This is a genomic window from Actinoplanes sp. CA-131856 (assembly GCF_050956135.1).
In the GTDB taxonomy this organism is placed as follows: Bacteria; Actinomycetota; Actinomycetes; order Mycobacteriales; family Micromonosporaceae; genus Actinoplanes.
This window is the reverse complement of record NZ_CP191849.1, coordinates 2,873,596-2,886,950: the sequence shown is the minus strand read 5'-3', so window position 1 is coordinate 2,886,950 and position 13,355 is coordinate 2,873,596. Positions and strand designations below refer to the sequence as shown.

11 protein-coding genes are annotated in these 13,355 nt (G+C 69.5%); 3 read left to right on the top strand and 8 right to left on the bottom strand.

All coding sequences use genetic code 11. The features are described 5' to 3' along the window. The first annotated feature begins 49 nt into the window (after positions 1–49). Entirely contained in the window at positions 50–676 is a 627-nt protein-coding gene (locus ACQP2X_RS13735) for a TetR/AcrR family transcriptional regulator (RefSeq protein WP_498696922.1), read from the top strand. 1 nt (position 677) lies between these two features. Here ACQP2X_RS13735 and ACQP2X_RS13730 read toward each other — a convergent pair whose 3' ends face one another. The 6 genes from ACQP2X_RS13730 to ACQP2X_RS13705 all read right to left on the bottom strand — a co-directional run bounded on the left by ACQP2X_RS13730 (position 678) and on the right by ACQP2X_RS13705 (position 9,983). Then, on the bottom strand, positions 678–1,484 hold the full coding sequence (locus tag ACQP2X_RS13730) for a ThuA domain-containing protein (RefSeq protein ID WP_498696921.1): 807 nt from the start codon (positions 1,482–1,484) through the stop codon (positions 678–680). A 35-nt stretch (positions 1,485–1,519) separates the two neighbouring features. Beyond that, positions 1,520–2,695: a vanadium-dependent haloperoxidase gene (locus ACQP2X_RS13725; protein WP_498696919.1), complete on the bottom strand. Its 1,176-nt coding sequence runs from the start codon at positions 2,693–2,695 to the stop codon at positions 1,520–1,522. Positions 2,696–3,066: 371 nt separating this feature from the next. Continuing rightward, entirely contained in the window at positions 3,067–4,377 is a 1,311-nt protein-coding gene (nhaA, locus tag ACQP2X_RS13720; RefSeq protein ID WP_498696918.1) for a Na+/H+ antiporter NhaA, read from the bottom strand. 162 nt (positions 4,378–4,539) lie between these two features. After that, positions 4,540–7,782 (bottom strand): discoidin domain-containing protein, encoded by a 3,243-nt coding sequence (locus ACQP2X_RS13715; RefSeq protein WP_498696917.1) that lies wholly within the window; start codon positions 7,780–7,782, stop codon positions 4,540–4,542. Beyond that, positions 7,779–9,146 (bottom strand): family 43 glycosylhydrolase, encoded by a 1,368-nt coding sequence (locus ACQP2X_RS13710; protein ID WP_498696915.1) that lies wholly within the window; start codon positions 9,144–9,146, stop codon positions 7,779–7,781. The genes ACQP2X_RS13715 and ACQP2X_RS13710 overlap by 4 nt, the downstream gene beginning before the upstream one ends. A gap of 12 nt (positions 9,147–9,158) precedes the next feature. Then, positions 9,159–9,983: a hypothetical protein gene (locus tag ACQP2X_RS13705; RefSeq protein WP_498696914.1), complete on the bottom strand. Its 825-nt coding sequence runs from the start codon at positions 9,981–9,983 to the stop codon at positions 9,159–9,161. 165 nt (positions 9,984–10,148) lie between these two features. Between ACQP2X_RS13705 and ACQP2X_RS13700 the strand changes: the two genes are divergently transcribed. After that, entirely contained in the window at positions 10,149–11,138 is a 990-nt protein-coding gene (locus tag ACQP2X_RS13700) for a LacI family DNA-binding transcriptional regulator (protein ID WP_498696912.1), read from the top strand. On the opposite strand, the gene ACQP2X_RS13695 is transcribed toward ACQP2X_RS13700, so the two are convergent. Next, on the bottom strand, positions 11,139–11,531 hold the full coding sequence (locus ACQP2X_RS13695; protein WP_498696911.1) for a RidA family protein: 393 nt from the start codon (positions 11,529–11,531) through the stop codon (positions 11,139–11,141). A 60-nt stretch (positions 11,532–11,591) separates the two neighbouring features. Between ACQP2X_RS13695 and ACQP2X_RS13690 the strand changes: the two genes are divergently transcribed. Next, complete coding sequence (locus ACQP2X_RS13690; protein ID WP_498696909.1) at positions 11,592–12,527, top strand: helix-turn-helix transcriptional regulator; 936 nt, start codon at positions 11,592–11,594, stop codon at positions 12,525–12,527. Here the strand turns inward: ACQP2X_RS13690 and ACQP2X_RS13685 are convergent. Continuing rightward, entirely contained in the window at positions 12,515–13,339 is an 825-nt protein-coding gene (locus ACQP2X_RS13685) for a class I SAM-dependent methyltransferase (RefSeq protein ID WP_498696908.1), read from the bottom strand. The two genes, ACQP2X_RS13690 and ACQP2X_RS13685, sit on opposite strands and share 13 nt — an antisense overlap. Positions 13,340–13,355 lie beyond the last annotated feature (16 nt).

Sequence of the window (13,355 nt, the reverse complement as noted above, 5' to 3'; positions counted from 1 at the left end):
AGCTCAACTCTTTGGCTACTCGCTTTTCCCGCCCGCAGGAGGATCTCCGATGCCGTCGGCCGACCGCCGCGTTCAACCACGTCGCAAGCCTCGTCAGGTCCGGGCGGAGCTCACCCGCGAGCGCATCCTGGCCGCCGCTGCTCACGTTTTCGCCGAGCACGGTTACGCCGCCGGCACCACCAACCGGATCGCCGAACGCGCCCGCGTCTCGATCGGCTCGCTCTACCAGTACTTCCCCAACAAAGAATCCATACTGGCCGACCTTCTCGTACGTCACATCGACCGCGGTACCTGGACCGAGGCCGACCGGCTGGACCTGTCCCCCGGCAGCCTCCGGGAGACGGTGCGCGCACTGGTCCGCGATGCTATCGACAACCACAGCGACGACCCGCAGCTGCTCCGCGTCATGATCGAGGAGGCGCCCATGTCGCAGGAGCTGCTGGACACCATCGACCGCCACGGCCGCTCCCGCGTCGCCCAGATCCGCGATCTGTTCGCCCGCCACCCCGACGTCCAGGTGAGCGACCTGGAGGCGGCGGCCGAGCTGATCACCTTCACCGTGGAGATCAACATCCACCGGCTGATGGCCGCCCCGCGGACGATGACCGTCGACACCATCGAGTCGGAACTCGTCGACATGATCACCCGCTATCTGCGGGGCGACCGGCAGCTGTAGATCAGTCCTCGTGCCCGCAGTTGAAGCGGGCCACGCCGGCCGCCATCTTGAGGCCGCCGAGGATGTGGGCCAGCAGGAGCGGGTCGCTGTAGTACTCGGCCTTGTGGCCCATGGCGGTGTAGAAGGCGCGGCCGCCGTCGTACGGCTGGCACCACGAGATGGGGTGGTGCCGGCCCATGCCGGGTGAGCCCTCGGGCTCGCTGTAGCCGCGCGGGTCGTACGTGCGCTCGTCGACCTCGGTCAGGACCCGTACGGTGTCGCGCGGGTTGGTCCGGAAGTTGTACCACTCCTCCTCGCGCACCCAGCGGCGCGGCAGGGGCTTGGTGGCCGCCGTGTCCTTGCCGTGCACGTGCAGGGTGGCGGTCTGGAACTGCTCGTTGACGCCGCCCGGGTGGTCGCGGAAGTAGGCGCCGACCAGGCCGCCGTACCACGCCCAGTCGTATTCGGTGTCGGAGGCGGCGTGAATGCCCGCGTAACCGCCCCCGTGCCGGATGTAGCGCTCGAAGGCGGCCTGCTGGGCGTCGTTCAGCACGTCGCCGGTGGTGCTCAGCCACACCACGACGTCGTAGCGGGCCAGGTTGCGGTCGGTGAACGCGGCCGCGTCCTCGGTGGCGTCGACCCGGAAGTGGTTGCGCACCCCCAACTGCTTGATCGCGGCCACCCCGGCCGGAATCGAGTCGTGCCGGAACGCCGCCGTCTTGGAGAAGACCAGCGCGCTGAACCGGGAATGACCGCCCGACGCCGCCGCCGGGCTGGCGAACCCGGCCACGACGAGCAGTACCACCGCGAACCTGACCAGAAGCCTCATGACCCCTCCCGTCTTTGATCGAAGCCTATGACTTCCTAGTGACCTCGGGGAAGGCGCTGGAGGTACCTGTTCACCGTCCAGTCACCGACCTCGGCTCCGTGCGCGATCCCCTCACGCACCGCCTTGCGGAAGTGGAAGCCGACGAGGATCCGCGAGGTGCCGTTCTCGGCCTCGGCCTGGCTGAACGACGTGAACCGCCGCAACACCGGCGACGGGTCGGCGCACGTCTGCCCGGACGGCAGCGTGTAGCTGCACGAGGTGAACCGGACCCGGTCGGTGCCGAAGAAGCGCTGCAGCACCTGCGCGGCCGCGCCGCCCTCGACGCTGTGCCCGGAGTCGTAGTCGGGGATCGGCGGGGTGACCACGAGCGGCGCCCAGGTGGGATCGGCCGAGGTGGCCGGGTTGCCGTCGGTGGCCGCGGCACGGATCGCGGTGACCGGGCGCCAGAAGTTGTACGCCTTGTACTTGGTGTCGAAGGTGGTGACATATCCGTCGGCGAGCGCCATGTTGAGCAGGCCGAACAGGCGGGCGTTCTGCCACAGGTCCAGGCCCTTGCCCTCGGCGATCTGCCGCGCGATCCGGTTCCACATGAGCGGGGAGCTCTCCACCCAGAACCGGGCGATCTGGGTCTGGTCGGCGGTACGGGCGCTGGGCGTGGTGACGCCGTCCCCGCCGAGCCGCTTGACCTCGGCGAAGTCCTTGGCGTACGCCTTCGAGGCCACCGCGTACGGCGGCCCGGGACGGAACTGGGCGGCCTTGCGCACAGCGAACGGCGTGACAGCGGCCCAGCCGGGCGCGAACGCGAAGTCGGAGCCGGGGGTGAACCGGTATTCGCCGGGCCGGGTGCCCTGCGGATAGGCCGTGTCGAACAGGTTGGTGTCCGAGCCGTCGCCGGCCCGCACGGTCCGGATCTTCGCGGCGGCGGCGCTTCCGGCCGCGACCCCGCGCGTCTTGGCCGAGCCGTCCGGAACGGCGCGCAGGGCGGCGGCGTACTTCGCCTCCACTTCCTGAACGACCTTGCCCGTGACGACGCAGTCGGCGAACGGCGCCGGAAGCTCCCGCAGAAGCGGCACGAGCACCCCACGCGCCGCGGCGGCCACGGCAGCCGTGGGCGACGCGCCCGGCACACGACCATGGAACGCATAGGGACGCGACCGAAGGTCGATGGCGTTCAGCGCGTCATGAATGGCGATGTGGACCATCGCGTACATCCGCGATTCGTGAAGCGGATTGTTCGTAGGAGCCAGACAGGCCCCCATCGCGGCCGTTCCGGCAATGCCATTCCATTCGATCACCGCCGCCCCCGGCACCGCCCGGGGCTCGGCCTCCGCCGGAACACCGAGCGCGACCACGAGGACGGGAGCGATGACAGGTATCATCCATTTACGTGCGGTTGAGCGCATGACCATTCCCCCTTTTCGCTGCCGCCCCTCTTGATACGTCGGCCGCGAAGATCCGGTCAAGCGCTTCACTCTTCTGTCGATGATTCGACGGCGACGGCCCGGCAAATAAGCCGAAAAGATGCGTCATAAACGGCCCATAAAGTCCGACGAATGGAATGCGCGGGCGGGCCCGGCGAGCGTCACCGTTTGGCGGTGTCGGGGTCCCAGAAGTCGGGGATGCCGTCGGCGTCGGTGTCACGTGCCTCGGCCGCGCACAACTGCCGGTAGTGACGATTGCGGATCCGCAGCACCACCATGGCCAGCAGAGCCGAGATCAGCGACCCGGCCAGAATGCCGATGCGGGCGTGCTCGTCCTTCTCACTGCCGGCGCCGAACGCGAGCTCGCCGATCAGCAGCGACACCGTGAAACCGACCCCCGCCAGCAGCGCCAGACCGAAGACGTCCCACCAACTCACACCGTCGCCCAGGGTGGCTCGGGTGAACCGTTGCACCAGCCACGTGGATCCGAGCACCCCGGCGCATTTGCCGACCACCAGACCCAGCACGATGCCGATCGTGACCGGATCGCGCAGCGTCTCTGCGAGCCCACCCGCCCCGGCCACCGACACGCCGGCGGCGAAGAACGCGAAGACCGGCACCGCGAAGCCGGCCGACAACGGCCGCCAGCGATGCTCGAAGTGCTCGGCCAGTCCGGGCCCCTCGCCGGGGCTACGGCGGATCACCGGAACCATGAAGCCGAGCAGCACCCCGGCGACCGTAGCGTGGACACCGGAAGCGTGCACCAGCGCCCACGTCACCGCGGCCAGCGGCAGCAGCAGCCACCAGGACCGGACCCGACGCTGCACCAGCACCGCGAACAGCCCCAGCGGCACCACCGCGGCGGCCAGCGGCAGCAGATGCAGGGAACTGGTGTAGAACACCGCGATGACCAGGATGGCGAGGAGGTCGTCGACCACCGCGAGGGTGAGCAGGAAGGTCCGCAGCGCGGCCGGCAGATGCGTGGAGATGACCGCCAGCACGGCCAGGGCGAAGGCGATGTCGGTGGCGGTCGGCACGGCCCATCCGGACAGCGCGCCACCCGAGGCCGTCGCGTTGATCGCCGTGTAGATCAACGCGGGCACGGCCATGCCACCGACCGCCGCGACGACCGGCAGCAGCGCGCGCCGCGGGTCACGCAGGTCACCGGCGACGAACTCGCGTTTCAGCTCGAGCCCGGCCACGAAGAAGAAGATCGCGAGCAGCCCGTCCGAGGCCCACTGCGCCAACGTGAGATCGAGATGAAGAGCGTGCGGGCCGACCTTGACCGCGATCAGGCTCTGATATCCCGACGACCACGGCGAGTTCGCCCAGACCAGGGCCAGGACCGCGGCGCCCAGCAGCAGTGCCCCGCCGACGGTCTCGGTGCGCAGCACGTCGCCGATGCGGCTGACCTCGGGCCAACTGCCCCGGCCGAACAGGTGGCGGTGTGGGCGGGACGGTGGTGCGGTCACGGGAACTCCTTCGGGAAACGGGCACGGCGATGACCTCGCCGACCAGGCTTCCCGGCACACCTCTTTCCAACCTATCTTACCCAGGACGCGGATGGTCGAAGGCCGAGCAGACCGCCACGGCCCGGCCGCCCTCGCCGCCGGGCCGTGGTGGTGTGGGGCCGCTCAGCTGAAGGCCTTCACCTCCAGGAGGCCGATCGAGGCCGTGCCGCTGGTCAGGGCGACCCGCAAGCGCGTCGTGTTGATCTGGCCGAAGGTGACGGTGTTGTACTGGTTGGCCGCGACCGGGTAGCCGCTGGATGCGGGAACGTCGGCGTAGGCGCCTCCGGTCCAGTACTGGAGTTTCCACGACGCGGGCAGGTCGATGCCCTGGCCGTCGTCGAAGAAGTAGACCTGGGCCGAGCGCAACGTCTGCGCCGACGGCCAGGTCAGCTCGGCCCACTGCTCACCCTGGTTGGGCCAGGTGCCCCAGCGCGGGTTCACCGTGTCGTTCGACGACGGCGGGTCGATGCCGTCGTTCACGGCGGCGACGCTCTCCCAGGACGAGGTGTACGAGGCGGTGGCCGTGGCCGCCGTGGCCAGGTTGCCCGACGGCGGCACGACGACACCGCGCTGGTACAGCTTCAGCTCGGTCAGGCCCGTCTTCGCCGTGCCGGAGGGCTGGGTGAAGACCACGCGCAGACGAGACGTACTCACCGGGGTGAAATTGACCTTGTTGTAGTTGGCCTGGGGAGCGCCGGGCGACTTCACCTGGGAGGCCGCGGCGACCCAGGCCGTGCCGTTGAAGTACTGGACCGTGTAGGACGTGGGCGGGCGGTAGCGGTTGGTGGCCCGGTCGTGGCGGAAGTAGAGCCGCGCCTCGTCGACCGTCCGGGCCGTGCCGAAGTTGACCTCGTACCAGTCGGTGGCGTTGGTGCTGCCGTAACTGCCCCAGAGCGGCGAGTTGGTCGGCAGGTCGTCGATCGCGGCCGCCGCGCTGGTGCCCGACGTCGTATACGACGCCGAAGCCGTGGCCCCGGCGGCCAGGTTGGCCGTGGTGGAGGTCAGGTCGACGCCGGCCTTGGCGAAGATGTCCACCACGCGGGAGCCGTTCTGCACCACGTTCTGCGGCGCCTGCAGCGACGGGAAGGCCGCGCTGTAGGTGGCCGGGACGCTGACCGCGCCGGTCGCCGGGTTGTAGACGAACGAGGTGAGCTGGTTGACCGTGGCGACCCGGGTGCCGTTCAGATAGAGCGAATAGCCCTGCGGCACACCGGGATAGCGGGTGATGCCGTCGGCCGGGTCGTCCCAGACGATCGACAGGTCGGCGTTGCGGTAGCGCAGGTTGTTGACCGCGAAGTGCGACCAGCCGATGTTTATCGGCGAGACCTCGATCTGGGCGTCGTTGCGCGGCCGCAGCCCGGCCACGTCCTCGATGATCGTCCAGTTGCTGCTGCCGAGGATGTTGTGGTGGATCCACGACCGATAGGTGATGGCGCTGCCGTTCCAGTCGGCCCAGAACTCGTTGGCGTCGGGATAGGCGGTGTTGCCGCCGATGTATTGCGCCCAGGCGTTCCAGTAGAGCAGTTTCTTGTAGTCCTCGGCGGTCATCCACGAGTTCGGATAGTTGCGCAGCACCGACGAGTACAGCCGGAACTGCACTGTCGAGTTGATGGTCGAGAAGTTGTTGCTGCCGGTGGCCGAGGCCGCCTTGTCCTTCTGGTTCGCCGTGTAGAACGGGAAAACGGGATATTCGGCCGGATCGGCGAACAGGCGCAGCGCTTCGCGGTACTGCGCGGTGTTCGGCATCAGGCCCACGGCGTACGGGTAATAGTTGTTGATTTCCTTCCAGGGCACATGGGTGTTGGTCGCGACGTGCTTGTGCTCGAGCAGTTGACGCGACGGGTTCCAGAGCGTGCCGACGACGCCGTTCTGGATGCGGTCGGCCAGGGTCTGCATCTCGGTGGCCTTCGCGGTGTTCCCGAGCAGCGCGTACGCCTGACGGGCGGCATTGGCGGCGGTCCACACATACGCGGTCTCGGCCCGGTCGAGGTTGCCGGCCCGCCAATGGAAGGACACGGCGTCGGCGTCGTTTCCGGTCATCGCGCCCCAGTCGTACTCGATGACGCCGTTGTTGTTGGTGTCGTAGGTGGCGAGCTGGCCCTTGGCGTCGCCCTCGGCGTAGCGGGCGAAGTTGCGCAGCATGGCCGGCTGCCCGCCGTGGATCTGATAGGCGCGCCAGGCGGCCTCGGCGATGTACTGGGTGTAGGAGTTCGACCAGTTCTCCGGATCGCCGGGGTTGTCGACGAAGCGGCCGTTGGCCGAGTACTGGCCGACGGCCAGATACGGCCCGTACGAATACTCGGCGCCGCGCAGGTACTTCAGGTCGTCGATGTGCATCGGCTGGGTCAGCGCGATCGCGTTGTTATATCCGGTGACGCCCTCGATGGACTGCGGGAACTGGAAGTCCTGACCGGGGATGTCGGCGTCGAGGTGGTTGAAGCGCATCAGCCACCAGCGGTAGTAGATGTTCTTCTTGATGGCGGCGTCGGGCACGTCGATGTACGGGACGTTGTCGGCCCACCATTTGTTGTACTCGCGCACGTGGGTGCCGAAGGCGTCGGCCGCCGTCCGGGCCCGGTACGCGTCGTATTCCGTCCGGGACTGGGGAATCTCGGTGGCGACGAAGCCGAGCTGCACCTTCACCGTCACCGTCTGGCCCGCCGCGACCGTGACCGACCTGGTCAGCGCCCCGCCGGAGGCGGTGAAACCGTCACCCGAGAACCGCGGGTAGAGGGTGGTGAGGTTGTTCTTCACGGCCCGGGTGCCGGTCAGCTCGGTGCCGCTGACCGTGGTCGCGTAGGGCGAGGTCGCGTTCAGATTCACGGTCGCCGAGGCGGTTCCGGTGTTGACCACGGCCACGTTGGTCACCAGCACATTGTTGGCCGTGATGAATTTGGTGACGTCGAGCCGGACCGCGCCGCTTCCGGTGTGCACGCTGCGCCAATGGCTCGGCGTCTGCCGGCGCTGGGCCGGCTGCTCGGTGAAAGTGCCGGGCGACGCCGTGATGGCGTACGCGTTCTGGCTGCTGATGTTGTCCCAATAGGCCGCGTTGCCGCCGAAACCGATCACCGAGGGGTTGTGGGTGTACATGAAAGCCGCCCGGCCACGGCTCATCAGCCAGGTGCCGGCCGGGTCGTTGCCGGTGCGGGCGAGCAGCCGGTCCATCCAGAAATCGGTGCCGGAGGCCTCGGCGTCGTAGATGGCCCGCATGGTGTCGCCGGTCGAATAGCCCACGGGCGGGGCGGGAATCGACGCGGTTCCGCCGAAGGTGGGATAGCCGATGGTCTGTGCGGCTTGCGCCGGGGTCGCCAGACACGTCGAGACAAGTACGAGGCCCATGGCGTAGGCCGTGAGACGGCGCATCATGACTGGAACGCCTTCCACTCGAGAATGCCTGTGGAATAGCCGATGCGGGACGTGAAGCTCAGCCGGAGCCGGGTCGTGCTGATCGTGCTGAACGCCATTTGGTTCTCGGTATTACCGGCGACGCCACACGCGCCCGGCACCGCGACGTAGGCGCTGCCGTTCCAGTACTGGAGCTGGCACGAGGCGGGCAGATCGATGCCCTGGTTGTCGTCGAACCAGTAGACCGAGCTGCGGTTGATCGACTGGGCGGCCGGCCAGGTGTACTCGACCCATTGCGTGCCCTGTTGGGGCCAGTTCCCGTAGGCGAGGTTGGAGCGGTCGGCCGAATTGGCGGGAGTGCCACCGTTGTTCACCGCGCTCAGACTCTCCCAGGGCGAGACGTACGACGTGGTGACCGTGGCCGATGTGCCTCTGGTGGGAATAACCCGCTGAATGGTGCCGTCAGCGTTGAAATTGAGCTTGTCGATCGCCACCGAGCGCCGGAAATTGCCGCCGCCGGGCGCGTCGGCCGTGTGGTAGACGAGATACGACTGCCCGTTCAGCTCCGCGATTCCGGCGTGGTTCGTGGTCGACGAGACCTGTCCCAGCACGATGCCGCGATGCGTCCAGGGGCCCATCGGGTTCGTCGCCGTGGCGTACCGCTGGCACGCGTAGTTCGAGTTCGTCACGCAGCCGTTGGTGTCGTTGGCGGCGTACATCATGTAATAAAGGCCGTTGCGTTTGAACATCCACGGGGCTTCCCAGTAATTGGTGAGCCCCTGCGGCGTGACGACCGAGCCGACCGTGTCGATCATGTTGGCGGCCAGCTTGACCGCGCGGGGCGCCCAGTAGCCGCCCCAGTACATGTAGGCCTGGCCGTCGTCGTCCACGAAGACCGTGGGATCGATGTTCAGCCCGGACGAGTTCGGGGTGCTGTCGCTGATCAGCGGGCCGCCCTTGGCGTCGGTGAACGGGCCGAGCGGGCTGTCACCGACCGCGACGCCGATGTTCATCCAGCCCGCGCCGTTGCCGTTCACCGAGGTGTACCAGTAGTACTTGCCGTTACGCGGCTCGACCTCGCCGGCCCAGGCGTCGGCGCCCGCCCATGGGAACGTCCCGATGCTCGCCTTGGCGCCCTGGTCGGTGAAGTTCTGCGCGTCGGTGGAGGTGAGCACGTGCCACTCGCGCATCACGAAGTTGTTCGTCCCGGCCGGCGCCTCGTCGCGACCGGCGTACACATAGAGGGTGTTGCCGACCACGAGCGGCGCCGGATCGGCGGTGTAGATGCTCGTGATGACGGGATTGGCCGCCCGCACCGGGGTGGCCACGGCGGCGACCGCCGTGATCACCCCACACAGCGCGGCGGCCCATCTTCTGGCGTACATGGGCCTCCTTTTCTAATAGCCGTAGCGGCTCTTGAGATGCCGCCACCAGTCCCGGAACATCCAGGCGTCGAACTCGGTGATCTGCGCGGCGCTGCCCGCCTTCATGAGGAAGCCGCCGACACCGGTGGGGCTCCAGTCGTAGAAGTCGTCAAGGCCCCACGTGTGGCCGATCTCGTGCAGCAGGATGTGGATGTTGGCCGCGGTGAGGTTGCCCATGAAGTACTCACGGCCGATGCGCTGACCCCAGTCGCCGCCCGCGCCGCCGCCGAAGCCGTCGGTCAGCCACAGCGACTGGTCGTAGTGGCGGGCGTAGCCGCCGGGGCAGTTCGGATAGTTGCCGCTCTGGTTGAAGAAGCGGCCGCACGGCACCGAGCACTGCGGGGCGTTCTCCCGGATGTCGTTGACGTAGATGTCGACCGACGAATCCGTCCACTGCAGCTGCGAGCGGTTACGGACGGCCCAGCCGACGACCCGGACCGGCACTTCGGCGTACGGCCAGGCGTTGTGCCCGGTGAGCTCGTCCATCCACTTCTTGTGCTGCCGGGCGAGGGCGGCGTGGACCTGATCGCGCTGGGCGGCGGTCACGGTGGCGGAGGAGTCCCACCGTACGCAGTAGTTGATGTAACCGCGGTTGGCCATGACCTGGTCCCAGCCGTAGTTGCGGAACGCGTACAGGTTGCCGTTGTTGTAGGTCTGCTCCTGGTGCTGCCAGACCTGGTTGAGACCGGTGACCAGGTTGGCCGGCGGGCTCCACGTCGCGGGGGCCGCCACGGCCGCCCCGGCCGGGATCATGACGACCGCCACCAGGGCGGCGATCAGCGTTCGCACGAGTCTCACGGAACCTCCCATAGATCCAGATGTGTCTATGCCGCTGTCCCACGATGAAGTGAGACTCCCTTACGAAAACGTTTTCGGCAAGATGTCCACTGTGTTACTCCAAAAGGCGCGATCCTGCTGGTAGCGTCGCCGCAATCACAGCTGACGGCGACCGAAAGGCAGCGCATGGGGCGGCGACGATCGGAAACGGTGACCCTGGCCGACGTGGCCCGCCGAGCCGGGTGTTCGATAGCCACCGCGTCGAAGGCCCTCAATTCCCGGGCCCAGGTCGCCGAGGCGACCAGGCAGCGGGTCCTGGCCGCGGCGGCCGAGCTGTCGTTCCGGGCGCCGGGCCGGACCAGGGCGATCGGGCTGCTCACCGACGAGCTGGGCGGGCGCTTCTCCATCCCGATCCTGCTGGGCGCGGAGAACGCGCTGGCCGGCGAGCGCATGTCGGTGTTGCTGTGCGACGCGCGGGGAGACGACGCCCGGCGGCGGCACTACGTGAGCACCCTGCTGGCCCGTCAGGTGGACGGCCTCATCGTGGTCGGCGACGACAACGACGTGCGCCCGTCCCTGCCGCGCGACCTGCCGGTGCCGGTCGTCTACGCGTACGGCGAATCCGGTCATCCCGACGACGTCTCGGTCATCGCCGACGACGGCGGAGGGGCCCGGTTGGCGGCCGAGCACCTGATCGGGCTGGGCCGCCGCCGCATCGCCCACATCACCGGCCCGCGCCGTTACCGGGCCGCGCGCGCCCGGGCCGCCGGCCTGCGGGCCGTCCTCGCCGAGAACGGCCTCCCGCTGGCCGGCGACATCCCCCGCTACGGCGAGTGGTCCCAGCGCTGGGGCCGGCACGCGGCCCACCGGCTGCTGACCGAAAACCCCGAGACCGACGCCGTCTTCTGCGGCAACGACCAGATCGCGGCCGGCGTGGCCCAGGCCCTGACCGAGCGGGGCCGCCACATCCCCGACGACGTGGCCGTGGTCGGCTACGACAACTGGACCGAGTTCGCCGCCGACTGCCGTCCCCCGCTCACCACTGTGGACCTGAAGCTTCAAGAGCTGGGCGAGACGGCCGTACGCCTGCTGTTCGCCGCCCTGGACGGCCATCCCGCCCACGGCGTCGTCCGCGAGCCGTGCCGCCTCGTCGTCCGCGCCTCCACCACCCGGTGATCAGGCCACCGCGGTGGCCTCCAGCTCGACCATCTGCCCCGGGACGGCCAGCCGAGCCACCCCGAGCATCGTCGTGGCCGTCGCACCGCCGAGCCGTGCCGTCAGCACGCCGTAGTGCGGGAACAGCAGGTCGACGTCGGTCGTGTAGACGTTGAGCCGCACCACGTCACCGAACGACATGCCGGCCCCGCCGAGGACGGCCTCCAGATTGTCCAGGCTCATCGCGAGCTGGGCGCCCATGTCACCCTCGTGCCGGGGCTTGCCGTCCGCGTCCATCGCGGTCTGCCCGGAGCAGTACAGGGTGCGGGTGTGCCCCTCGACGAGCTCGCCCTGGTCGAAGCCGAGGGATAAGGACCAGTTCACGGGATTGATGGCCGTTCGCTTGACTGTCATGCGCCCACCCTGCCAACAAATCACGACATCCCCTGTCGTGTATTTCGCTAGGGTCGGCGCATGCGTGCCGATCGACTGGTCTCGCTCGTGCTTCTGCTGCGGCAGCGCGGCCGGATGACCGCGGAGAGCCTGGCCCGCGAGCTGGAGGTGTCCACACGCACCGTGCTGCGCGACATCGAGGCGCTGTCGGCGGCCGGGGTGCCGGTCTACGCCGAACGGGGGCGGCGCGGCGGGTTCGCCCTCCTGCCCGGGTTCCGGACCGAGCTCACCGGGCTCAGCCACGACGACGCCGTGGCCCTGCTGACCGGCGGTCCGGCGTTCGGCCTCGGGCCGGCGCTGGCCTCGGCCGTGCGCAAAGTGGTCGACGCCCTGCCCGAGAGCCATCGGGCCACCGCGAGCGACGCGGCCCGGCGGCTGCTCGTCGAGCCGGAGACCGACCTGCTCTCCCGGCGCGCCACCGTCGAGGAGGTGCCCGGCGCGACGATGGCCGCGGTGCGGCGCGCGGTCCTCGACGGGCATCGGCTGCGCCTGCACTACGCGGCCACCGGGCAGGAGCCGCGGTGGCGCACCGTCGACCCGGTCGGCCTGGTCACCGTGCGCGGCCGGGCCTATCTGCTGGCCACCCGAGCGGGCACCGACCGCACCTACCGGCTGTCGCGGGTGCTCGCGGCCGAGGAACTGCCCGAGCCGGCGCGGCGCCCGCCCCTGGCCGATCTCGACCAGATCTGGCGGGAGCGCCGCGCCCGGTTCCTGTCCACCGGCCACATCGTCGTGCGGGCCCGGGTCGACCCGGCCCGGCGCGAGGAGCTGCTGAGCGCCGCGGTGGCGGTCCGCGCCGAGGAGCCCCCGCTGCTCGAGGTCACCTTCCAGGACCTGCGCCACGCCGTGTGGGCGCTGTGGCAGCTCGGCCCCGACGCCGAGGCCCTGTCCCCGCCCGCATTGCGCGCCGCCCTGCACGACCGGGCCGCCGCGATCGTCGCCCGTTACGAGCCGTGAACCATCACCGCGACCCGCTCTCCCCCGAACACCGTCAGGGACCGCCCGACCGGCCGCAGCAGCCGCTCCTGATATTCCTCGGCGCCCAGGTCGGCCACGACGCGCAGGCCATGGCCGGCCAGGTGACGGGCGAGCTCGTCCGGGGCAAAGGCGCTCCGCCACCGCAGGCGCCGGGCCCAGGCGGCGTTCCGGGGATCCTCGGCGACGGCCCTCGGCATGTACGTCATCACGAAGCGGCTGCCCGGCGGCAGGCTCCCGGCGTACGCGAGAAGCGGCTCGACCGCCGGTGGCGGCAGGTACATGGTGACCGCCTCGCAGAGCAGCAGGACCGGCCGTCCGGGATCGAAGTCGGCCACCCCGCCGGGACGCCGGCCGGCCAGGTCGATCGGGGCGTACCGGACGTGCGAGGGCAGCCCGCCCAGCCGCCGCCGGACCACGGCCTTCTTCGCCTCCTGCACGGCCGGCAGGTCGAGCTCCCACACCTGAGTCATCCCGGCCATCCGGTAGGGCCGGGTGTCCATGCCCGCGCCGAGGATCACCACCTGCTCGATGCCGCTCGCGAGCGCTTCCCGGCACGCGTCGTCGATGACCCGGGTGCGGCACACGACGGCGCCGTAGAAGCCGGGTCCGAAGTGCTCCAACAGGCGCAGGAAGGCGTTGCGCAGCACGCGGTGCCGCGCGACGACGGCCGGCCATCCGCTCAGGAAGCGCCCGGCAAGGGGATCGTCGAACAGCGGCGGGCGGGCGTGCGCTTCCAGCGCCCGCATCATGCCGGCGCCCGACGCTGTCCGCTCCACCCGACTGGCCGCCACGTCCTCCCCCGGCTCG